At 67.8% G+C, this 22555-nt stretch carries 19 protein-coding genes and 3 pseudogenes; 13 read left to right on the top strand and 9 right to left on the bottom strand.

Annotated features, from left to right (window positions below; all coding sequences use genetic code 11):
* Positions 1–1166 precede the first annotated feature (1166 nt).
* Positions 1167–4631, top strand: coding sequence for an NB-ARC domain-containing protein (locus CRP49_RS02985; protein ID WP_143669950.1), 3465 nt, complete (start codon positions 1167–1169; stop codon positions 4629–4631).
* On the opposite strand, the gene CRP49_RS02980 is transcribed toward CRP49_RS02985, so the two are convergent.
* The 5 genes and pseudogenes from CRP49_RS02980 to CRP49_RS47650 all read right to left on the bottom strand — a co-directional run.
* Positions 4613–5551, bottom strand: a complete 939-nt coding sequence (locus tag CRP49_RS02980; RefSeq protein WP_257033299.1) for a M48 family metalloprotease — start codon at positions 5549–5551, stop codon at positions 4613–4615. The genes CRP49_RS02985 and CRP49_RS02980 overlap by 19 nt on opposite strands.
* An 848-nt stretch (positions 5552–6399) precedes the next feature.
* Complete coding sequence (locus CRP49_RS46705; RefSeq protein ID WP_179851481.1) at positions 6400–6780, bottom strand: hypothetical protein; 381 nt, start codon at positions 6778–6780, stop codon at positions 6400–6402.
* A gap of 301 nt (positions 6781–7081) precedes the next feature.
* Positions 7082–7540: a hypothetical protein gene (locus CRP49_RS02975; RefSeq protein WP_097252031.1), complete on the bottom strand. Its 459-nt coding sequence runs from the start codon at positions 7538–7540 to the stop codon at positions 7082–7084.
* A gap of 15 nt (positions 7541–7555) precedes the next feature.
* A complete protein-coding gene (locus CRP49_RS02970; RefSeq protein ID WP_097252030.1) occupies positions 7556–9208 on the bottom strand; it encodes a restriction endonuclease fold toxin-2 domain-containing protein in 1653 nt (550 codons plus the stop codon).
* Positions 9209–9703: 495 nt separating this feature from the next.
* Positions 9704–10490 (bottom strand): annotated as a pseudogene (locus tag CRP49_RS47650) (IS5 family transposase); the annotation flags it as partial.
* A gap of 651 nt (positions 10491–11141) precedes the next feature.
* On the opposite strand from CRP49_RS47650, the gene CRP49_RS02955 reads away from it, so the two are divergent.
* The 3 genes from CRP49_RS02955 (at position 11142) to CRP49_RS02945 (ending at position 12959) form a co-directional block, all read left to right on the top strand.
* Positions 11142–11315, top strand: a complete 174-nt coding sequence (locus tag CRP49_RS02955) for a CsbD family protein (protein WP_097252028.1) — start codon at positions 11142–11144, stop codon at positions 11313–11315.
* A 324-nt stretch (positions 11316–11639) separates the two neighbouring features.
* Entirely contained in the window at positions 11640–12593 is a 954-nt protein-coding gene (locus CRP49_RS02950; protein WP_097257165.1) for a YihY/virulence factor BrkB family protein, read from the top strand.
* A 156-nt stretch (positions 12594–12749) separates the two neighbouring features.
* Positions 12750–12959, top strand: coding sequence for a hypothetical protein (locus CRP49_RS02945; protein ID WP_095849775.1), 210 nt, complete (start codon positions 12750–12752; stop codon positions 12957–12959).
* 71 nt (positions 12960–13030) lie between these two features.
* Here CRP49_RS02945 and CRP49_RS02940 read toward each other — a convergent pair whose 3' ends face one another.
* Complete coding sequence (locus tag CRP49_RS02940) at positions 13031–13858, bottom strand: YhjD/YihY/BrkB family envelope integrity protein (protein ID WP_097252027.1); 828 nt, start codon at positions 13856–13858, stop codon at positions 13031–13033.
* Between the two features lie 154 nt (positions 13859–14012).
* On the opposite strand from CRP49_RS02940, the pseudogene CRP49_RS49035 reads away from it, so the two are divergent.
* Together CRP49_RS49035 and CRP49_RS02935 are read left to right on the top strand one after the other, a co-directional pair.
* A pseudogene (locus tag CRP49_RS49035) lies at positions 14013–14177 on the top strand (ribonuclease); the annotation flags it as partial.
* 121 nt (positions 14178–14298) lie between these two features.
* The gene (locus CRP49_RS02935) at positions 14299–15345 is read left to right on the top strand and encodes an acyl-CoA desaturase (protein WP_097252026.1); all 1047 of its coding nucleotides are present in this window, start codon (positions 14299–14301) and stop codon (positions 15343–15345) included.
* Positions 15346–15588: 243 nt separating this feature from the next.
* Here the strand turns inward: CRP49_RS02935 and CRP49_RS02930 are convergent.
* Positions 15589–15843, bottom strand: a pseudogene (locus tag CRP49_RS02930) (carbonic anhydrase); the annotation flags it as partial.
* A gap of 13 nt (positions 15844–15856) precedes the next feature.
* Here CRP49_RS02930 and CRP49_RS47640 point away from each other — a divergent pair.
* From CRP49_RS47640 to CRP49_RS02905, 6 genes are all read left to right on the top strand, one after another.
* Positions 15857–15979, top strand: a complete 123-nt coding sequence (locus CRP49_RS47640; protein WP_257033298.1) for a hypothetical protein — start codon at positions 15857–15859, stop codon at positions 15977–15979.
* Between the two features lie 278 nt (positions 15980–16257).
* On the top strand, positions 16258–16806 hold the full coding sequence (locus tag CRP49_RS02925) for a GNAT family N-acetyltransferase (protein ID WP_097257164.1): 549 nt from the start codon (positions 16258–16260) through the stop codon (positions 16804–16806).
* Positions 16807–16880: 74 nt separating this feature from the next.
* A protein-coding gene (locus CRP49_RS02920; protein ID WP_257033297.1) for an IS5 family transposase occupies positions 16881–17695 on the top strand; the annotation gives its coding sequence in 2 pieces (ribosomal slippage) (positions 16881–17204 and positions 17207–17695; 813 coding nt in all).
* An 81-nt stretch (positions 17696–17776) separates the two neighbouring features.
* A complete protein-coding gene (locus CRP49_RS02915; RefSeq protein ID WP_097252025.1) occupies positions 17777–18376 on the top strand; it encodes a hypothetical protein in 600 nt (199 codons plus the stop codon).
* A gap of 118 nt (positions 18377–18494) precedes the next feature.
* The gene (gene miaB, locus CRP49_RS02910) at positions 18495–20024 is read left to right on the top strand and encodes a tRNA (N6-isopentenyl adenosine(37)-C2)-methylthiotransferase MiaB (protein WP_097252024.1); all 1530 of its coding nucleotides are present in this window, start codon (positions 18495–18497) and stop codon (positions 20022–20024) included.
* Positions 20025–20057: 33 nt separating this feature from the next.
* Complete coding sequence (locus CRP49_RS02905; protein ID WP_097252023.1) at positions 20058–20771, top strand: class III extradiol dioxygenase subunit B-like domain-containing protein; 714 nt, start codon at positions 20058–20060, stop codon at positions 20769–20771.
* Positions 20772–20852: 81 nt separating this feature from the next.
* On the opposite strand, the gene CRP49_RS02900 is transcribed toward CRP49_RS02905, so the two are convergent.
* Both CRP49_RS02900 and CRP49_RS46370 read right to left on the bottom strand, forming a co-directional pair.
* The gene (locus CRP49_RS02900; protein WP_097252022.1) at positions 20853–21125 is read right to left on the bottom strand and encodes an antitoxin; all 273 of its coding nucleotides are present in this window, start codon (positions 21123–21125) and stop codon (positions 20853–20855) included.
* Positions 21126–21150: 25 nt separating this feature from the next.
* Positions 21151–21423 carry a hypothetical protein gene (locus CRP49_RS46370; protein WP_097252021.1) on the bottom strand — a complete coding sequence of 91 codons (273 nt, stop codon included), beginning with the start codon at positions 21421–21423 and terminating at the stop codon, positions 21151–21153.
* A gap of 178 nt (positions 21424–21601) precedes the next feature.
* Between CRP49_RS46370 and miaA the strand changes: the two genes are divergently transcribed.
* Positions 21602–22540 (top strand): tRNA (adenosine(37)-N6)-dimethylallyltransferase MiaA, encoded by a 939-nt coding sequence (miaA, locus tag CRP49_RS02890; RefSeq protein ID WP_094216461.1) that lies wholly within the window; start codon positions 21602–21604, stop codon positions 22538–22540.
* Positions 22541–22555: the final 15 nt, after the last annotated feature.

Genomic DNA, 22555 nt, shown 5'->3' with positions numbered 1-22555 from the left:
GGGAATTCCGCTCCCGCCGCAAGAGGCCGGAGCATGGGCGGAGCGGCACCCGCGCAAGGCGTGCCGACCGCGTGCACCCCGGCGGACCGGAGCACCGCGGCACCGGCTCTCCGGGACCGCCTACCCTTGACCCATGACCAGCAGCAGCGACCGGAGCCCGGCAGTGGACGTTCCAGCACCCAAGAGCTACGAGATCCGCACCTACGGGTGGTGACTTTCACAAACCCCGGCTAGCGTTCTGACCTGGCTTTTCGGGGGTGGTGCTCCCTGACTCGGGGCATAGCGGTTCGGTGCTGGCCGGCGATGTTGCCCTCTGGTGGAATGGCGCAGGGTGGGCACGGGAGAAAGCTACGCCCTGTTCTGGGCGCGAGCGGACTGGGACGAGCACAGGCATTTGCTGCTGGGCGACGGACTCACCGTGGTGGCCCATCGAGCCAGGCCGGTCAGGGGCGGGATGCGCGGCGCGGCTGACCGGATGACGACAGTGCTGATCGTTCCAGGGAGCGATCTAGCGAACAGACTGCGCCTGCACGCTGCGATCTCTGAGGCAGCACGCGGATTTCGTCTCGCATAGAACCCGCGCCGAGGGCCGTGATCTTCATGTCGGCTGCGTTGCCGCACCTCGGGTGCGGTCACGTTCGGCTTCTTTCCGATAACCCATCACGTGGAGTGCGCTGCCCACTTCATTACGCGCTTACCGCGGTCGGTGACCTCGGCCTCGACCTCCCGGGACCGGCCACCCACCTCGACCTCCAGATGTGACCGGCCCCCTCCATACGCGCGCCCCGCACTCCTTCCACGAAGCGTGGATAGTTCTCCACCCAGTGCAGGGTCTCCCAGGCCGTGTTCACCGGAATGCCGACGTCGACGTGTAGGTCGAGGATGACCTCCGAGACCTTGGTGCACAGGCAGCCGCTCCCTTGCACCTGTGGCCAGCCGCTGTCGACGGAGCACCCCATCACGGGAATGCGGTCGCTGCGGGCTGTGGCGACGAAGCCACAAAGTCCTCCTGCTCCAACATTCCCCTCCCAGCCCGTCTCCAGGAGGCTGATCTGGGCTCATGTGGCGGAGGACGAGGTGCCTGTACTCTCCCATCGCGAGAGTGGAGCGCGAGATCACTTCGGGGGTGGAGCGTGGCGAGTAAGTTGCGCGGCTCTGTTTTGGTGATGCTCACCATCACTGCGTGTGCCGTGGCAACGCTGGCAGCGCTGGCAGGCAATGCGGCGACGTCGCAGGAACATTGGCCATGGGGTCTGGACGTGTTGCGCCAGCACGCTTGGCCGGCGTCCGCCGCGTTGTTTGTCTTGGGCGGGGTGGTTGCCGTGGGTCTGCTCCTGTTCCAGGAGCGCTCGACTGTGGGGGCGGATGACCCGCCTCCGCCGACTCTCGTGACGGTGCCGGACTGGGTGGTCGATCGGGCTGAGAGTGACCAGGTCGTTGCCGCGGTGTGCACACGTAGTCGAGCTGTGGGTATCACCACGGCGCTGGAGGGCGCGGGAGGTTTCGGCAAGACGACGCTCGCCGAGGTAATCTGCGCCCACCCTCGAGTGAGACGCCGCTTCCATGACCGGATCTACTTCATCACAATGGGTCGGGACGTGCGCGGCCGCGCAGCAATCGCCCTGAAGGTTGCCGAGGCTACCCGGTTCATCACCGGGAATACGATGACCTTCGATGACCCCGATCTGGCCGGAGCCCACCTGGGGCGACTGCTTGACCAGCGCCCGAACACGTTGCTAGTCGTCGATGACGTGTGGGAGCCGGAGCAGCTGACTCCCTTTCTCGTTGGCGGTCGTCGTTGCGTGCGTCTCGTGACCACGCGTATCCCCGCGGCGCTGCCAGCCGGTACGCAGCGGGTCCAGGTTGACGAGATGTCTCCAGTTCAGGCCCGGCGCGTACTCACCTGGGGGCTGGCTCCGCTTTCGGAGGATGTGACACAGGGCCTTCTAAAGGCGACAGGGCGGTGGCCGCTTCTCCTACGTTTGGCCAATCGACTGATCGCGGCCGAGGTGGCCACAGGTGTGGATCCTTCGGTTGCCGCCGAGGATACTCTGCGTCGGCTAAATGAAAACGGACCGACAGGTGTTGACGATCCGTCGGCTAGTATCGATCTTGACGACCCGAAGCGACGGAAGCTTGCCGTGCGTGCAACAGTGGAGGCCGCCACGCGCCGTCTGCCTGCAGGTGGTTATGAGCGGTTCTCTGAGCTCTGCGTCTTCGCGGAGGACGAGTTCATCCCGCTGACTGTTGTAGCTGAGTTATGGAAAAGCACTGGATCCCTCACGGCGACTCAGACGCGGCAACTGTGTCGAGCCCTGGCCGATCTATCGCTGATCGGCCTCAGCGCAGAAGGCGGGGGGCATCTCACGCTTCACGACGTCATTCGCGACTATCTGCGTGGCGAAATCGGTACTACGCGCCTCGGTGAACTTCATTCCGTACTGGTGGATGCAGTCGCGGATGGCCTGCCGGTAGCTGCTCCGCTGGCCACCTCGGCCCCTGGCCCTGACGTCGCATGGTGGGAACTGACCGAGGGGTACCTTCTTGATCAAACTATCGCCCACATGGTGGCTGCTGGCCGTGTCACACAAGCCGAGGCCGTGGCGAGCGATCTGCGGTGGGTCGAGGCGCGGCTGTATCACCGGGGGCCCACCGCTCCGTGGATCGACCTGAGTAGGATCCCTACGCATTCAGCTGCGACCCGGGCACGTGACCTGGCCCGCATTGCCCACTTGCTAGCACCGACCGATCCCCCCGAGGCCCTTCGGGCAGTGCTGTACAGCAGGTTGGAGCCACTTACTGTTTGGCATGAACAAGTCCTGGTCCTCCAAGCTGCCCTGACCCAGCCTGCCCTGATCAATCGCTGGCGCCCCCCGGATCTGCCGGACCCTGCCCTTCAGCGATCCCTTACATGCCACAGGGGCTGGGTAAACGCAGTGTCCACAGCGCCTGACGGAAAAACTCTCGCTACGGGCAGCGAGGACTCGACAGTGCTGATCTGGGACGCAACCGCGGGCCGACTTGTCGCGACCCTCACTGGGCCTGCAGGGGCGGTGAATGCGGTCGCCTTTTCTCCCGACGGCACCTGGCTCGCCGCCAGTGGCCAGGATTCCTCCGTATGGATTTGGGAGACGGCCACAGGTGTGCTCAGGGCGACACTCACGGGGCACGCCAGCTGGGTGCACGCACTGGCTATCTCGCCTGATGGTCAACACGTTGTCACTGGGGGGACTGACGCGCGGATCCAGGCTTGGGACACGGCTACGGGCACCCTTGCCACCACACTTATTGCGCACAGCGGCGTCAGCGGTATGGCGTTCTCGCGTGATGGCGTCTGGCTGGCAACCAGCCACTACGACGGCGCAGTACGCGTCTGGGATTGGGGTGCCGGCACCCTCACCGCGACACTTACCGGGCACACAGGGGCGGCAAATGCCGTTTCGGTGTCGGCAGACGGTGCCTGGATCGCCTCTGGCGGCAACGACGGCACGGTGCGCATCTGGGACCGCGCCGTCGCAACGCTTGCCGCAACCCTTACGGGACACCGTGACTGGGTCAACGCGGTGGCATTCTCAGCAGATGGCGCCCGCTTGGTCTCAGGCGGCAACGACGGCATGGCCCTGGTCTGGGACCGTGCCTCCGCCTCCGCTTGCGCGGCCCTGACAGGGCATCGCGACTGGGTTCGCGCGGTGGCGTTCGCCCCGGACGGTACTTGGATCGCCACCGGGGGAAGCGACGTGCGTATCTGGGATGTGGATGCAGCCGGAATGACAGACGCGACGGATATCGGTGGGGCCGAGGCAGTGACTGTTGCCCCCTCCGGCTTGCACGTTGCCACCGGAGGCGAGGACACAACGGCCCGACTCTGGGACGTGGCCACAGGAAGGGTCTCCCTGAATCTTGATGGGCATGAAGGCGCAGTGACCTCGATCGCGTATTCGCCTGACGGAGCAAGGCTTGCCACCAGCGACGACTCAAGCATCCGCATCTGGGACCCGGATGACGGAAACCAGTTGACAAGGCTAAATGGTTTGACCGCTGCGGTGAGTTCGATGGCATTTTCGCCAAATGGTGCCTGGCTAGCGACGGCTGAAACCAATGCCGAGGTGCGGCTCTGGGATGTCGACACTGGTGGACAAATCGGCACGTTGGCTGGGCACCGCGGCTGGGTCGGGGCAGTGGCGGTGGCTCCTGACGGTGCATGGCTCGCCACAGGCGGGGAGGATGGTGCGCTGCGGCTTTGGGACCCCAACGCTGTTCGACGTACACGGACCCTGACTGGGCATCATGGCTGGATCGGCACGATTGCGGTTGCACCTGATGGGGCATGGCTCGCCAGCGGAGGTGAGGACGGCGTGGTGCGCCTCTGGCAGGTCGCCACCGGTCAGCTAACGGCGAGCCTAGAGGGCCACGCTGGGCCAGTACGATCAGTCGCGTTCTCCCCGGACGGCACACGACTTGCCTCAACTGGCCGCGACGGCACCCTCAGGATCTGGGACTGGAGACAGAAGCGAGCATCTACCCTGATGCGCACCGACAACTCCCTGGTCGCCTGCGCGTGGCTCCCGGATGGGAGTGGAATCGTTGCGGGTGGCAGGCAAGGCGCGTACCTCTACGAACTCCGCACCTGAACGGCACCTTTGGCCGTCACAGGGACGGTGGGTGTAGCCGTGGTGGAAGGCAGGTAATGACGGAGACGCTCAATGCGCTCTGAACCATCAGGGTGTGTCTCCAGCAGGCTCACCAGCATGCCTGGATTCTTCTTCTTGACGTCGGAGTTGGGCCGTTTCTCATCCTCGCCGGGTTCTTGCGCTACGGCGCTTTTCGCCACGACTGTGGCCAAAGTCGGTGCGAATCCCAGAAGCGCAGCGTGCCGATCGGCCCGCAACTCTGCCTGTCGTCCCACGGCAGCCAGCGTGTACGGCATCACCAGGAACAGCAGAGGCAACCCGAACGTCGCGCCAAGGGTCGCGAGCGCAACTCCTCCGATCAAGACTACGAAGACTCCTGTGCCCAGGCACCCGAAGGCCCTGGACACCATGAACACGAAACCGATCACACCCCGAAGCCCTTGCCATGCGAGCCGACCGGGCAACGCATACCAGTAGCCGAGCTGTGATGACCACGTATGGCCGCCCATGTGATGGCCCAGTTCGTGAGCTAGGACAGCGGCCAGTTCTCCGTCGGGAAGCCTGTTCAAGGCGAAGCGCGTGACACCGACGATGTGGCCGGCCGCTGCGACCGCGTTGATGTCATCGCTGTCTTCCACCCACAACTCATAGGTATACGCGGCGACACCGGCCCGGGCGGTGACCAGGTGCCAGACCGGTTCGAGCCTCGCTCGCTCCCGAGGAGTGGGTCGACGCAGGCGCAGCTGACGGCGGGCCAGGGTCCGCTCAGTGGGCCGATGAAACACAAGAGCCCCACTTACCAGCCAGACAGCGACGATCGCCCCGCTGAACGTCCAGGACAGAGCGCTGGCCAGGAGCGCCACGACGAAGAGACTCCCCGCAAAGTTCGGCAAGTGGCAGAGCAGGTTAATCAGGGTCATGACATCAACCCGCCGCTGTCGCGACGGCATGCGTACGCGTCGTGATCTAAGAGATGAGGCCACGCGCAACTCCTCCATTTGTCACCGTCCTCACCGACCAGACCAAGCCAGCCATGCCCCTCAGTGCAATTTGCCCGGCCGTGGAGAGCACCTTCGTGTCCGTTCGAAGCCCCGGCGGCAGACTGCCTCGATACCGTCAGCGATCACGGGCTGCTGAAACTCGGACGCACGCTGGATCGGCCGGAACTCCATGAGCATCCTCTCTCGGCACGACGTGTCGTGGCACCGTATCGCGGATACTTGCGTAGGACGGCTACGTCGCGCACGTTCCAGCCCGTTGTGGTGCGAAGCGGTCACAGTCGACTCCAAGAGCATGGGTGTGCAGAGGATGCTCCGGGCAACGGGGCATGCGCTGTGCGGATTCGAGTTCGGCGCGGGCCTAGCACCGGGGCCTGGTCGGCCTCTCGCACCGCCACGCGCGCGCTGCCTCACACCCTGGTCGAACTGGAGGAGGCGGAGGGTCAGTGCCTTGCCCTTCTCACAGCCGTTGATACCTCCCGACGCAGTCGGTTGCAGGCCTGGATCCGCCCCTGGAGCCGCCGAAGCACTGGCCAAGGCCCTGACCTCGGTGCGGTGCGGACTGCTGGTCGTTGTGTGCGTCGGATTCGACGGCACAGCCGGTCGTCCACCAGCTTCGGGCCGGGAGCCTTCTGCGGCCAAGGCGGCAGCAACGGCTCGATCAGCACCCACGGGTCGTCGTCCACGTTCCACGGCCGGTTCCCCACACCTCACGGACGGCGGAACCGTCACACCGGTCGCGGCCACCATCACACATCCACAAGATCGTGTTACGAGCTCTTAGAGACGATCTGCTCAGGTCCTTCGAGCTCGATCTTGCGATATGCGTCGGTTGCGCCCACAGATCGAGAATGAGCCGCTTCGAGTCCCAGCTCGGCCTCCGGTAGATCTTCGTCAGCGAGATGTCCTGCTACCTCTCCGGCAGCCAGCCTGAACTCATCCACGGCGCCGAGATATTCGACCCGGACGTCGCGCCTTACGGTCCGACGCCACTGTGCATTTTGGTCCCGTCCCTGCGCCTTGACCGCTTCGATGGCTGCGTTCGCCTGCTCCTGCATGCCGCGTGCCTGCCAGCGGGCCCCAAACAGGCCAAGTGCCACACCTGCCACCGCGAGCAGCGCCGCGAGTACGGCAGCTGCCCCCTGATCCATCCCGGCATTGTTTCACGCCGAAGATCACGCCATGGGGAACCCGACCGCGCCGACTGGTGGCCACGCATGCGACAGGTAGTCGGCCAGTCTCACGGCTGAGGCCAACCGGCTACTGAGCGACCGGGTTCGTGCATTCGGCCACGGGGCCGGAGATCCCACAGCGGCAAGGGGCAGCAGTTTGTCCCTCGACAAGTCGTGTGCGGCGTGCTGATCTGGGACGACTGGATTGAATGTCACCGGCTGTCCACGAAGGCCGGGCACCGGTCGGTGTGGGGAGCGATTGAAGGATCACCGGCCTGTCTCACGGGCGGTCAGCGTGATCGAGGTGATCCTGCAACACCCGCGCGATTTCCTCCCGATCTCCCTGAGGCGGGATCTGCTGGTAGTTGGTGTCTCCCCGGTCGAGCGCCAGCTCGCTGGTGAAGTACACCAGGTTGGGAGCAGGAGCGACGGAGTCCCGGAGCCAGCGGGCCAGGACAGCGGCTTCGTCTGCCGTGGCCATGACCGCCATGACGGACCCCATCCCCGGGTACGGCATGTTGGCGAGACCTTCGAGCCACACCCCGCCGCCCAGGGGAAGCTCGAACGACAGACCTTCACTGGCCCGCGGCCCCGAGGGCCCTTCCGGCGTGGCCGAGGCACCCGGAAAGGCTTGCAGCAGCCGGTTGGCGAGATCGTCGAGGCTCAGGTTCCATGCCGCCGCGTTGTCGACCGGCGGTGCGAAGCTGAAGGTGGTCCGGCGCGGGTTGGGTGTGCTCATGGTGGGTGTGAACTCCTAGGGAACGTATCGCGCGGTGCCGGTCACGCCGCTCATGACCATCATGCTTTGCCAGTACGGGGCCGCCTCCTGATCATTGGTGATGATCTCCAAGCCCCGCAGCTCACTGTTCCGGGGATCGGACAGCGCCGCACGGTAGCGGGCCAGCTCCTTGCCGTCCTTGAAGTACATCCCGTCGAGGTAGGGGTCGAACTTCACCTTGCCCTTGTCGTCCAGCTTGGGCGGAGTACCGAGCGTCTGATCGACCTTGGCGAGGCTGCGGTAGGTGCTGCGGCAGCCGGGCTCGCGCACGTGCTTCGCATCGATCGCGTAGCCGTCCGCCGGGCGCATCCCGTCCACCATCAGCCCCCTGCCGCTGGCGCCGGTGGCCGAAGTCGGCAGCGGGACCTCACGTTCTGGGTAGCCGGCCACGCGCAACTGGTAGGCGTTGTCCGGGTCAGTGGGTCCGCCGCCGCCGGCGAAACCACCCGCGTTGAGCGAGTTCGCCCAGGTTCGGAACTGCTGCTGCTCGGCCAAGCTGAGCAGGCGTGAGGTTCCCGGCTCCGGAGGGATGGGGTCCTGGCTGGGTATGGAGGGGTCGACCCTGCTGGCCATGGGCAGGATGCCCGGGGCCTGCCCGCGGTAGGAGGCGAGCATGAGCGGCAGAGGTTCCGGGACCGGGACGGGCAGCAGCGGCAGCCCGGGGATCCCCGGTGGATCGCCTGAGCCGTGTGGAAGCCTGACTCGCTTTTCGGAGGCATCCAGCGCGTGCGCAACGTTGCCGAGCCGGCGTATCCACGGGTCGTCCAGGACGGCGTCGTGCAGTCCGCCGTCGTAGCCGTTGCCGCCGAACATGGGCTGGTCCCACGGCATATCGATCGCGAACGGATCCACCTGGTGCTGGACGATCTTCTTCTTGGCCTCTTCGACATGGTCGGCGTACCGCTCGCATGCCTTGGCGAGCTGGGTGCAGGCAGCCACCAGGTTGGCGACCAGGGTCTCGTCCTCGTGGGCCTGCTCCGGTGGCGCGGCGAACCCTACGAACGCCTTGAAGTAGCGGCGGAAGGCATCGGCGGCTTCGCCCGAGTGCGCCTTGTCCGCGGTGTGCGCGTACACCTGCGCGTCTTCCAGGAAGCGCAGCATCAGCTTCCCGCCCTGGCGCCAGGTGCCGGCCACGTCCCGTAGTTTGTCCGGCGAGCCGCGGAATCGGTCGCTGATGCCTGCAGGCGCGTACTGGTCGTACCAGGCGGTGTCACCCACAACCTCGGGCAGTTCCTGGCCCAGGCCGAGGAAGCTCTCGGTGCAGTCCGCACCGGGGTTGCCCATGCCCGCGGTCAGGTCCACCTGCTTTCCGAGGATCGCGGAGGCGATAGCGCTCTCCTGGGCCATGAACTCACGCGCATTGCGCATCAGCCCCTTGCCGGTCTCGCCCATGACGTACGCGCTGAACCCGATCTTGTCGAGGGTGGTGGCTGCCGCCGACTTGTACACCTTCGCGAAGGCGCGCCCGGCATCGTCGTCGCCGGCCATGCCGTGCTGCCGGTCGAGTTCGTGGAAGAGCGCGATGGCAGTGTCCCGGGCACCGACCATCACCGTGTCCACCATGGCCATGGACGCTTTAATCATGCCCTCGGCGATGACCTTCAGGTCCGGTGGCAGCCCCACAGACATTCCCCCTCAAAGTGAACTCGCCTATGTGAACAGGCGGTTGGATCTCTGTTCTATCGCATGAGAATCCCGGAGACGCAGAGTGCCTACCACGCCACAACCGGCCGTCTTGAGGAGGCAGCGGGTCAGCCCGCAAGTAGCGCCGCAAGGCGAGGGGTCTTGGCGGTCCGACGCGCGGCCTCGCAGCACCAACCCCAGCCGGTACGGCCATACAACTCCCCCAGCGTGCTCACTCCGCACGGCTAGGCTCACTGTCACAGAAGTCGAAACGACTGGATTCGCTGTCAAACGCCTCGGTTGGTCTAGGGTCCGCAGTTTCGTTAGCAGAGGATGGCCTTCGACCTGCGCTGTTGTCGACGTGCACAGTTCGGCGGCGCTGACGCTGTCGGCGGTTGACGCGCAATCGAGGGGCTTGGTGGCGTCCTCGGGCTTCACGCTTGGTGAGACCGGGCGCTCATCCGGCCGGGGCCTGTTGTCTTCTAGGCGCTGTCCTGGCGATCACGAGCGGAGCCAGATCACGAGGGTTGCGGCGGTGACGGTGCCGAGGAAGACGTAGGCGCGCTTGTCGTATCTGGTCGCGACCGCGCGGAAGTTCTTCAGGCGGTTGATCGCCCGCTCGACGGTGTTGCGCTTCTTGTACCGCTCGGTGTCGAAGCCGGGCGGCCGACCGCCGGCGCTGCCGCGCCGACGACGGTTGGCCGCCTGGTCGACCTTCTCCGGGATGACGTGCCGGATCGAGCGTCTGCGCAGGTAGGCGCGGGTGCGGCGGTTGCTGTATCCCTTGTCGGCGCTGACGCTGTCCGGCTTCGTGCGGGGTCGGCCGACGGTCAGGCGTGGGACGCGGATGCGGTCCATGACCGGCTCGAACTGCGTGCAGTCGGTCCACTGTCCGGGCGTGAGGACCAGGGACAGCGGGCGGCAGCGGCCCTCCGCGCTCAGGTGGAGCCGCCGCGCGAACGGCCGAGCGCCTCACCTCCTCGACCACCTCCGCCAGCAGGGCGACCGGCTCCGCCCGGATCCGAGCGCTCTTGACCGCTTGGGCGGAGCCCCCTTTAACCGCGGGCGGCGCCGCCAGGCGGGCCCCGGCCGCGTGGTGGTGGGCGCGGACCGAGGTCGAGTCCACGGACACGTCCCAGTCGATGTCGCCGACCGCGTCCGCCTCGGCCTGGACCCGCCGCAGCAGCAACTCCCACGTGCCGTCCGCCGACCAGCGACGGTGCCGCTCGTGAACGGTCTTCCATGGCCCATAGCGTTCCGGCAGGTCACGCCAGGCGGTCGCCGGTCTCCGGGTGTGGAACCGTTTTTCCGGACGGAGGCCGGGAGTGGAAGCCGATCACGGGGATCGATGATCCTTCCCGTTTGTCGTGATCGCCAAGGTCGAGGCGGAGCCGTCGGGCCGGGCGGCCCGCAGCGGCGTTCGCCGAGGCCATGTGGCATCTCGGAATGCCATCCGAGCAAGGTGCTGACCGGCAGCGGGGAGTAGTTCACTTGCCGGTTCACCAGGCCCGCCCCGGCTGGGTGCTCTTCGAGCGGCAACACAAGCGTGACTCACCAAGCCCTCTCTCGACCACGGCCACCTAGAAGATCGAGCGGTGCCGCGGTCGATGGTCGCCAGCGAGTGAGCCGCCAGTCCCGGGGAATCCTGCCGTCCCTGCCGCGGTGGCTTCGTGGACGGTGCGGTTCTACCGTGGGAGCAGCGGGTAGATCCTTGGAGCGGGTCATGATCGTCATCCTCGGACGCGAACGCGCAGGGAGGCTCACTCCACGGTGATCGCGCTCCCGCCCCGGACGGCGGTCATCGGAGCAGACTGCACTTTGTTCGGGCACCGGCCCGCCCCCCGGTAGACCGCCCCCACGCTCAGATCGGTGGCCGGCCAGCGCCACGGATCTTCCTGCCACCGAACCCCAGCAGAGAACTCACCCAGGCAGGCCATCCATGAGTCTCGCTAAGAAGATCGCGCACAAGGCCGAAGCGATGAAAGGCGGCGCCAAGAAGACGACCGGCCGCGCCACCGGCAGTCGGCGCCTGCAGGCCGAAGGCCGCGGAGACCAAGTCAAGGGCAACATCAAGCAGGCCGGGGCGAAGATCAAGGACGCCTTCAAGCACTGACCACTGCGCCCTGGGGGCCCGGCGAAGTACGGGTCGATGGTTCCCGTGGGGCCGTTCCGCTAGGGGTGGAAGCCGTGCACAGTGGGGAGTTTTGCTGTCTGCGGGGAGTTGTCCGCCAGTGGGGTGATCGTTTCCGCCACCGGAGAGATCAAGGTTTCCGCTGACAACCCGGGCCCTCCAGCGGGTTTCGCCGTGCATGCAGGTCGGTCACCGCGACTGCCCTGTCCCTGAACTGGTGGCCAAGCGATCTCAGTACGGAATAGCGGGTTTCGCCGCCACATGCCTCTTCTCCCGCCGTGGGTACGCTGAGAGTAGGTGTTCACCATGGATTGGCTGACAAGGCTTCCTGGTATCGCACGGCTGATGCGTACGCACGTGTGGCGGGCGTACGAGCGGCTGGCCAAGACCCACTGGGCCCGGCTCGCCGCCGCCGTCACCTACATCAGTTTCGTCGCGCTCTTTCCGCTGATCACTGCGGGCGCGGCGATCGGCGCCAAGCTGCTGAGCGAGGACCAGCTCAGCAAGCTTGAGGACAAGATTGCCGGCCAGGCGCCGGGCCTTTCCAACCTGATGAACCTGAAGGGCCTCGTCGCGCACGCCGGAACCGTCGGGCTCATTGCGGGCGCGCTGCTGCTCGTGATCGGCATCAACTGGGTCGGCGCCCTTCGCGGGTGCCTGCGTGCGGTCTGGGAGAAGGAGCAGGACCCGGGAAATCCGATCCTGCTCAGGATCAAGGACACCGGGGTACTGGTCGGTCTCGGCGTGGTCGGGCTGGTCGCGATGGGCAGTTCGGTCTTCGCGAACAGCGCGGTCGGCTGGGCAGCCGACAAGGTCGGGATCGAGGGCGGGGCGGGACGGGTGCTGCTGTTCTTCGCGGGCTTGGCCATTGCCCTGCTCGTCGACTTCCTGCTCCTGGTCTACCTGCTCACCCGGCTGCCGCGGGTGCATCCCGGCCGACGTGCGGTCGTGGTCGCCGGTCTGATCGGTGCGGTCGGCTTCGAACTGCTCAAGCTGCTGCTGACCGGCTATTTCCAGGGCGTCGCAGGGAAGAGCATGTACGGCGCCTTCGCCGTCCCGGTCGCCGTCGTGCTGTGGATCAACCTCATGGCCAGGCTGCTGCTGTACTGCGCCGCCTGGACGGCGACGGGCACAGCAGCGCAGCCCAGCGAAGCAGACGCAGGTGAGGTCCCGGTTCCCGGGACCGGACCCGCAGTGACCGATGAACCCCAGCGGGCAGCGGACGGCAGCGGTCCACCAACAACACCGCGCAGGCCCTGATACCGAGCGGTCACCGACCCGCCCCTTGCGGCGAGTGCCCACCGCCACCCACCGAGGGGCGAGTGGGGTGGGGCTCCCCGGCCAGTTGCGCGTTCCCGGCTCGCCCCGGACGAAGCGACCCACCGCCCACGGGGGTCTCAACCAGAGGAGAGGCCGATGTACGAGATGATCGCCGACCCTGCGACGACCGGTGCCGGGGTCATGTGGCACGTCAGGGCCAAGGGTGATGCCCGCACCACACTGTGCGGACAGGAGGTCGCACGAACCGTGGGTGCCAGACCGGTCCTCGATGACACGCCGGCCGAACGCTACTGCTCGCCGTGTATGGCCGTCGTCCACGCGAGGATGCGGTCTGATGCACGCTGATCAGGCGCACGCCCCCGGCGTCGGGCGTTCGGGTGTGAGCAGCTCCGGGCTCCCGAGGCGCCGTCTCATCCTCACCGTTTCAGTGCACGTGCCACGCGTGGGAGCTCCTCGTGCAGCAGCCGGCCGACCAGGGCACCGCCGAATACGACGACGCCCACACCGACCAGCCAGGACTGGATGACCAGGACGGTTCCGACGGGGCCGTAGGTGACGGCGTTGGAGGCGATCAGCGGCGAGTAGACGAGCCGGGAGAAGATCCTGAGACCGAGCAGCCCGACCGTGGTAGCCACCGCGCCGGGAACCAGGGCGCGCCAGCGAACCCGCCCGCCCAGCAGTATGCGCTGCGACCACCAGAAGAACAGGACGGCGCTCAGCGATGCGACGAACCCACCGGCCAGGGATTCGGGTCGCAGCGTGGTGGTGGCGGAAGCGAAGAGGTAGCCGATGAGTACGCCGAGCCACACCACATGGCGCCACCTGGCCCACCAGCGGGCCGGGGGCAGATCCCAGACCTTCTCATAGCCGGACTGCACCGCTGCCCCGAAGGCCAGGCCGAAAGCGGCGAGGACGGCGATTCCGAACGCGGTCGTGGTCCGCAGAGCCTGACCGGGACTAGTGAACAACTGCTCCACATGTTCCCTGGAGGTCGTCGACACGCCGAGTCCTTCCCCCAGCCACTGCGCGAATCCCCGCCCATGCTTTGGATCGGCCGAGGAGACAATGATCAGCAGCGGCACCAGCGTGAGGAACCCCAGCGCCGCGAACCCCAGCGAACGCTGCCCCAACCCCAGGTCGCTGCTCCGCCGCCATCCGCGTCCAACCGGTGAATGGCTGATCACGCGGCCCAGCCGTTCGAACAGAGAGGAACGGCCTGCGGCACCCGGGGTCTGCATCGGCATGCCTGTCGACTACCACGGTCGACACCGGCGGCCCCCGAGGGCGCGACGCAGCTTCCCGAACGGCTCACGACGAGGCCATGATCCAGGAAGCCGATAACGTGAGTGGCGTAACCACCACGTAGTGGATCCTCGGGGCCACAGCATCATCGCCCTGCTTGCCGCGATCATCATCTACCTGGTCTGGACGTGGGATCTCCACCATCGCCATCCTGCTCGGCCTGGAATTCAACGCCGAACTAGAACGCGCCCGGGCCATCGACTGCGGCCACCCGCCCGGGAAGACCCCTACGTCGAGCCCCGCGACGCCTGCAAACTCTGACAAGCACCCCGGCTGGTGTGCCGGCCGCAGGGATGTGGGTACCCGGCTGCCGCCTCGCATCCGGCGCACGGACGGACGCGGCCCATCGGCCGGGAAGGACACACCGACAGCATGACCACGCATACCCCGCCCCGTCGCCCGCCTCCCCCCCCCCGCAGGCGGCAGTGATTTCGCCCGCCTGTCCAAGAAGATCGCCGAGGCCGGCCTGATGGACAGGCGCCCCGGCTACTACACCGTCCGCTCCATCGCCGTGGCCGTCGCCTATGCCGGTGGCTGGTGCGCGTTCGTCCTCATCGGCGCCGGCTGGTGGACCCTGGCGGTCGCCGCGTTCCTCGCCGTGATGTTCGGGCAGGTCGCTCTGCTCGCCCACGACGTCGCCCACCGCCAGGTCTTCCGCCGGCGCCGGCCCAGCGAGACGTCCGGCCGCATCGCCGGGGCCGCGATCGGGATGGGCTATGGATGGTGGCAGGACAAACACACCCGCCACCACGCCAACCCCAACCACGAGGACCTCGACCCCGACATCGCCCCCGACCTGCTGGTGTGGTCCCAGGACCAGGCCCGCGCCGCGACCGGACTGCCGAGGATCATCGGCCACTGGCAGGCATTCCTCTTCTTCCCCCTGCTCCTGCTCGAAGGGGTCAACCTGCACGTCTCGAGCGCGCGGGCACTGGGCAACCGCGCCCTGAAGAACCGTGCCCTGGACGGCACGCTGCTCTACGGGCACATCGCCTCCTACCTCACCGCGGTGTTCCTCGTCCTCCCGCCAGGCATGGCGATCGCGTTCCTGGCCGTCAACCAGGGCCTGTTCGGCCTCTACCTCGGCTGCCTCTTCGCCCCCAACCACAAAGGTATGCCCATCCTGACCGGCAACGACCGCCCCGACTTCCTGCGCCGCCAGGTCCTCACCGCACGCAACGTACGCGGCAACTGGCTCACCGACCTCGCCCTGGGCGGACTGAACCACCAGATCGAACACCACCTGTTCCCCAGCATGCCCAGCCCCCACCTGCGCAAGGCCCGGTCCATCGTCCGCCACTACTGCCAGGACCTGGGCGTGGACTACCTGGAAACCGGACTGATCACCTCCTACCGGCAAGCACTCGCCAGCCTCCACCGAGCAGGAGCGCCACTGCGGCGAGCCCGTGTCAGCATCGCCCACGTGTGACGCTCATCTGCCCCAGAGGGCTGTGTCCAAGGGGCACCTCGCACGGGAACTCGCGTTCAGTCCCTGGCAGATCCGGCCCGCTGCCCGCAAGCCACCCACCACCCCTGCCATCGCCCGGTATGGGCCGGGCAGGCGCAGAGCATCAAGGTGTTCATCGACAGTCCGCGAGTGACCAAGGGCGAGAAGATACGGCTGGTGCCCGAACGCGACCGTGCCCTGCGGGTCGTCGCAGAGACCGGGCGGTCAGGACGCGGTGGGGACCGCCGCGTCGAGGCCGCGAGAGGCGACGAGTTGGGCGCTGCCGTCGGACAGGCGGTAGCACAGACCGACCACGGCGGCCTGGCCGGCGGCGACCTTGTCGGCGAGCACCCGGGAGCGGTCCAGCAGCAGGTCGACGGTGTGCCTTATGTGCTCGGCGAGGATCTCCTCCGGCTCAACGTGTCCGGCGGCCCGTGCTGCCAGCACGCTGGGCGTCACCCGCTCCACGACGTCCCGGACGGAGAAGGCAGCGGTGGTGCTGGTCCTGGCCTGCGTCCCGGTCCCGCTGCGCCAGATCCTGGAGATGACCCGAGCCGATCACGTCCTGCGGGTCTTCGACAACGTCGCCGACGCCGAGGCCGCCCTGAGCGGCTGACGGCACCCCGAACGTCAACCTCGGTTACGGGCTTGGGGGAAATTGAGCTTCGGGCGTGCTGGCCTGGCGGCTCGGCTGGTGGGTGATCAGTGGGCGGCGTCGCGGACGAGGACGAGTTCGGTACTCGTCCGGCGGTAGGGCACGCTGCGCGGAGACGAGCGAGGCGATCGCGAGATGGGTCTCGGCGTAGGTATCGCGGCGTCCGTGTGGCCGTCACCATGTCCGCCGAGGCCGTAAAGCGGTGGACAGCTCTTCGGCTCTGGGTGAGCATCACCGCGATGAACAACGAACCTCTCTCCACCCCCAAACGCGTCCGCTTCGTCGAGCTCAGCGCAAAGACACTGCGGGCGCTTGCCGACGGTGACCTCGCCGGAGGCAGCGCCGAGGCCGGCGTCGACCTTGACGAACACTTCGTCGGTGAGCGAGCCCGCTGGATCTTCGGCTACCGCGCCGACCAGCTTGCCAAGGACCCCTCTGCCGCGCCCTGGATCACGCGGGCCGCGGTGTCCGAGCCGGACGGGGTCGTCGTTGGCGACGCCGGGTTCCACGGGCCGCCGGACGAGGCCGGCATGGTCGAGGTTGGTTATACCGTCGTGCCCGGGTACCGCCGCCAGGGCTACGCCCGCGCCATGCTGAGGGGATTGCTCGTCAGGGCCGCCGCCGAGCCCGGTGTCAGGACCGTGCGTGCCAGGATCGGATCCGACAACACTGCCTCCCTGGCCACCATCGAGGGCTTCGGCTTTACGCGCGTCGGCGAGCAGGGGAACGAGCACGACGGACTCACGATCATCTTTGAGGTCCCGGTAGATGCCATTCAGGCCGGGTAACTTTAGAGCTCGTAACAGGATCTTGTTGAAGTGCCCTGCTCGGGCGTGACCGATGTGACGATCTGACCCTTCGGATGGGTGTGACGACTCGGCCGTGGATCGTGGACGACGACTTGTGGGCGTTGATCGAACCATTGCTGCCGCCCTGGCCCGAGCGGTCGCCGGGTCCGAGACCGGTGCCTGATCGGTTGTGCCTGCAGGGCATCCTGTACGTCCTGCACCAGGACATCGCCTGGCAACTCCTGCCCCTGGAGCTGGGGTTCGGATCCGGGCAGACCTGCTGGCGGCGTCTGGATCGCTGGCAGCAGGCAGGGGTCTTCGACCAGTTGCACCGCATTCTGCTCGCGAAACTGAACGCGGCCGGCGAGCTCGACTGGTCACGAGTGTGTGTGGATGGCTCGCACGTCCGCGCGAAAAGGGGGGAGCCTCGACCGGTCCGTCGCCGGTCGACCGGCGCAAGACGGGTAGCAAACACCACCTGATCTGCGACGGGAAGGGCACCCCGCTCAAGGTGCTCACCACCGCGGCGAACGTCAATGACATCACGCAGACCCTCGCCCTCGTCGACGGCATTCCGCCCGTCGCCGGGCGTCCGGGCCGTCCCCGCCGTCGCCCCGACGCCCTGCTGGGCGACAAGGCGTACGACTCCCGGGCCGTGCGTTGCGAACTACGCAAACGCCGGATCATGCCGGTGATCTCCCGCAAGGGCGCCCCGAACATCCAGGGGCTGGGCAAGCTCCGCTACGTCGTCGAGCAGACCTTCGCTCTGCTCCACCAGTTCAAACGCCTCGCCGTCCGATGGGAACGACGCCTCGAACTCCACGACGCCTTCCTCTCGTTGGCCTGCAGCCTGATCTGCTGGCGGCGCATCAAGAGGAACCGCTCATGAACGTGTCGCGAGCTCTAAACCGACAAGCGCCCAAGGGGCGGGTCGTGAGAGGGTGCGGTTCGATCTGGGACAGGGGGAAAAGTGGGGCTGATCTACGGCTACGACATCTATCTGCATCCTCGGAACGTGGCCAGGGCGTTGGCCAATCTGGCCGAGCTGGCGCCACTGGCACGTGCCGTGCCGCCGCTTGAGATCACCCTGCCCGGCGGTGACCGGCTCGTCCTCCCGTTCACGTCCCACTTCAAGAGCGAGCCGGTCGACTGTTCAACGAGCAGCACGCTCGAGCTGGACATGTCCCTCATGTTCGACGCCTATGACGCACTGCGTGAGTACGCGCAGACGAACGGCCCTGAACCCGAGGCAGACAGGCGTATCCAGATCGGGTACATCTACGCGACGATCCGGTTCGAGTCCCTTCTGCACCCTGGCTACACGTCGGTGGAGTGCTGGGCAGCGACGTCGGGGATGAGCCGCTTGTTTGCGCGGTCGGCCAACATCAGGAAGGCGTTCACCGACCTCACCGCCGACAGCGGAGGAGTGTGCTGCCTGTTCGACACTGGCGACGGCGCCCCCGAGCAAGTGTGCTGGCTCAACGGTGAACTCACCCGGGAGACAGTCTCCGGTCCCCGCTTTCCAGATCGGCGAGCACTTGTGGCGACTTGGTCCGACTCCGAGAAGTGACCATCGGTGCTCCCTCTCTGAGGCCACAAGATCGTGTTACGAGCTCTCTGCAGCAGCGGTATGGGGCACCAGGAGTGCTCCGGAGAGGGTGCTGCTGGCGCGCCCTTACCCTTGAGGCATGACCAGCAGCAGTGACCGGGCCGAAGCGGTGGACGAAGTGGGCGTTACTCGAAGCTACGAGATCCGCACCTACGGGTGCCAGATGAACGTCCACGATTCCGAGCGATTGTCCGGACTGCTCGAAGAGGCCGGGTACGTGCGCGCGCCCGAGGGGTCGGACGGCGACGCCGACGTCGTCGTCTTCAACACCTGCGCGGTGCGCGAGAACGCCGACAACCGGCTCTACGGCAACCTCGGCCGCCTCGCGCCCAGGAAGGCGAGCCGCCCCGGTATGCAGATCGCGGTCGGTGGCTGTCTGGCGCAGAAGGACCGCGACACCATCGTGAAGAAGGCGCCCTGGGTGGACGTCGTCTTCGGCACGCACAACATCGGCAAGCTGCCCGTCCTGCTGGAGCGCGCCCGCGTCCAGGAAGAAGCGCAGGTCGAGATCGCCGAGTCCCTGGAGGCGTTCCCCTCCACGCTGCCGACCCGGCGCGAGAGCGCCTACGCGGCCTGGGTCTCCATCTCCGTCGGCTGCAACAACACCTGCACCTTCTGCATCGTCCCGGCCCTGCGCGGCAAGGAGAAGGACCGCCGCACCGGCGACATCCTCGCCGAGATCGAGGCACTGGTCGCCGAGGGCGTCTCCGAGATCACGCTGCTCGGGCAGAACGTCAACGCCTACGGCTCCGACATCGGCGACCGCGAGGCCTTCAGCAAGCTGCTGCGCGCCTGCGGCACCATCGAGGGCCTGGAGCGGGTCCGCTTCACCTCCCCGCACCCGCGCGACTTCACCGACGACGTCATCGCCGCCATGGCCGAGACGCCGAACGTCATGCCGCAGCTGCACATGCCGCTCCAGTCCGGCTCGGACACCGTCCTGAAGGCGATGCGCCGCTCCTACCGGCAGGACCGCTACCTCGGGATCATCGAGAAGGTACGGGCCGCCATCCCGCACGCCGCGATCACCACCGACATCATCGTGGGCTTCCCGGGGGAGACGGAGGAGGACTTCGAGCAGACCCTCCACGTCGTCCGCGAGGCGCGCTTCACGCAGGCGTTCACCTTCCAGTACTCCAAGCGGCCCGGCACCCCCGCCGCCACCATGGACGACCAGATCCCCAAGGAGGTCGTCCAGGCACGCTACGAGCGGCTCGTCGCCCTCCAGGAGGAGATCTCCTGGGACGAGAACAAGAAGCAGGTCGGCCGCACCCTGGAGCTGATGGTCGCCGAGGGCGAGGGCCGCAAGGACGGCGCCACCCACCGCCTCTCCGGCCGCGCCCCCGACAACCGCCTGGTCCACTTCACCAAGCCGGAGCAGGAGGTCCGCCCCGGCGACGTGGTCACCGTCGAGGTGACCTACGCCGCCCCGCACCACCTCCTCGCCGAGGGCCCCGTCCTCGCCGTGCGCCGTACGCGCGCGGGCGACGCGTGGGAGAAGCGGAACGCGGCTCAGGCCGCGAAGCCGGCCGGCGTGATGCTCGGGCTGCCGACGATCGGGGTCCCGGCACCGCTGCCGGCGGCTACGAGCGGCTGCGCGCTGGACTGAGCGCCCACGCCCCCTGGCAGTAGGCTCCCGATCATGCTTGTCGCAGCCGCCGTCTGCCCCTGCCCGCCGCTCCTTGTGCCGGAGGTCGCCGCGGGTGCCGCTCCCGAACTGGACACCGCGCGCGCGGCGTGCACCGACGCGCTCGGCGTGCTCGCCGCCGCCCGCCCCGACCTGCTGGTGGTCGTCGGGCCCGCCGAGCAGAGCGGGCGCGGCACGTACCCGCAGGGCACGCCGGCTTCCTTCCGGGGCTTCGGCGTGGACGTGGACGTACGGCTGGGCGCGGGGAAGGCCCCTGTCTCCGGGCGGGTCCTTCCCCCCTCCCTCGCCGTCGCCGGGTGGCTGCTGGAGCGCACCGGCTGGGCCGACGCCCCGATCGAGGGACTCGGCGTCGGGGAACCCCTCGCGCCCGAGCGCTGCATCGAGGTCGGACGGGACATCGCCGCCCGGGCCGACCGGGTGGCGCTGCTGGTGATGGGCGACGCCAGCGCCTGCCGCACGCTCAAGGCTCCCGGCTACCTCGACGAGCGGGCGGCGCCCTTCGACGCCGAGGTCGCGCGTGCGCTGGGGGCGGCGGACGTGGCGGCCGTCGAGGCGCTGGACGCCGAGCTGGCGTACGAGCTGAAGGCCTCCGGCCGCGCGCCCTGGCAGGTCCTCGCCGGAGCGGCCGAGGGCGCGGGCCTGAGCGGGGCACTGCTCTACGACGACGCCCCGTACGGCGTCGGGTACCTGGTCGCCACCTGGTCCTAGGCGTCGGCCGGGGGCGGAGACGACACGGCGGACGGCCGGGAGCGCTGGCGCTCCACGGCCGTCCGCCGATCCGTGTGCCGTTCAGGAAGCCGGTGGCGGGCCCTCCGGCCGGGTCGGGGTCGCGGCGTCGCCGGCCTCCGGACCCTCCTTGTGCGCCAGGCGGTCCATCGCCCCCTTCGCCTTGTCCGTACCGGCGTGGATCTTGTCGCTGTACTTGCCCTTGGTGCGATCGTCCACGGCCTTGGCGGCCTTGTCGAGGCCGTGCTGGACCTTGTCGCCGTGCTGACGTGCGAGGTCCGACACCTTGTCCTTGGCCGGGGCGAGCTTGGCCCTCACATTGTCCAAAAGACCCATGGTCCACCTTCCCTCACGGGGACAGTCATGTGCGGGCGCCCTCACCGGCCTCGCTGTCGGCGGCCTCGTCCGCGGACTGCTGCTTGGGGATCTCGGCGCCCTCGGCCGTGCCGGCCTCGGCGGCCTTCGACTCCGCCGCCTCGCCCTCGCGCCCGTCCTCGGCCGACCCCTTCGCCTCCGCCGCCCGCTCCGCTTCCTCCACCTCGGCCGCCTCCGGCTCGGTACCGGCCTGCGCCTCGGCGGCCGCCGCCTCCTGCGTCGCCTTCGACCTGCCGAGGAGCCGTGCAAAAACGCCCATATCCACTCCATACGTTACTCGTGCGGGCGAAATCCCGCGTCACACGGTGCGTCCATTTGCGCCACCCGGGTCACCGCGTCCAGCGACCGGCTGGCGGCACCTCGGTGCAACGACCCGGGATGCGTGTCGTCACGTAACTCGTTCGAGGCCTGGCCGTGAGGTTTGCGAGACTGGTGCGGTGAGCAGTGCACCCTCCGCCCCCCGCGTCATCGCCGTCGTCGGACCCACAGCGGCCGGAAAGTCCGATCTGGGCGTTTTCCTGGCCCAGCGACTCGACGGCGAGGTCGTCAACGCCGACTCCATGCAGCTCTACCGAGGGATGGACATCGGTACCGCCAAACTGACGCCCGAGGAGCGCGGAGGTATCCCGCACCACCTGCTGGACATCTGGGATGTAACGGTCACCGCTTCCGTCGCCGAGTACCAGAAACTGGCCCGCGCCCGGATCGACGCCCTGCTCGCCGAGGGCCGCTGGCCGATCCTGGTCGGTGGCTCCGGCCTGTACGTCCGCGGAGCCGTCGACAACCTGGAGTTCCCCGGCACCGACCCCGTGGTCAGGGCCCGCCTGGAGGAGGAGCTGGCGCTGCGCGGCTCCGGGGCGCTGCACGCGCGCCTGGCCGCCGCCGACCCCGACGCCGCCCGCGCGATCCTGCCCAGCAACGGCCGCCGTATCGTCCGCGCCCTCGAAGTGATCGAGATCACCGGCCAGCCCTTCACGGCCAACCTCCCCGGCCACGACTCCGTCTACGACACCGTCCAGATCGGCGTCGACGTCGCCCGCCCCGAACTCGACGAGCGCATCGCGCGCCGCGTCGACCGGATGTGGGAGGCGGGCCTCGTCGACGAGGTGCGCGCCCTGGAGGCGCAGGGTCTGCGCGAGGGCATCACGGCCTCGCGCGCGCTGGGCTACCAGCAGGTGCTCGCGGCGCTCGCCGGGGAGTGCACCGAAGCGGAAGCGCGGGCCGAGACCGTGCGCGCCACCAAGCGCTTCGCGCGCCGTCAGGATTCATGGTTCAGGCGGGATCCCCGGGTGCACTGGCTGAGTGGGGCCGTGGCGGACCGCGGAGAACTTCCGCGGCAGGCCCTGGCGTTGGTCGAACGACCGGTCACAGCCTGATCACGTCATGGCATC

Origin of the sequence: Streptomyces sp. Ag109_G2-15, from assembly GCF_900215565.1 — a bacterium.
In the GTDB taxonomy this organism is placed as follows: domain Bacteria; phylum Actinomycetota; class Actinomycetes; order Streptomycetales; family Streptomycetaceae; genus Streptomyces; species Streptomyces diastatochromogenes.
This window is presented reverse-complemented; position numbering and strand designations above follow the sequence as displayed.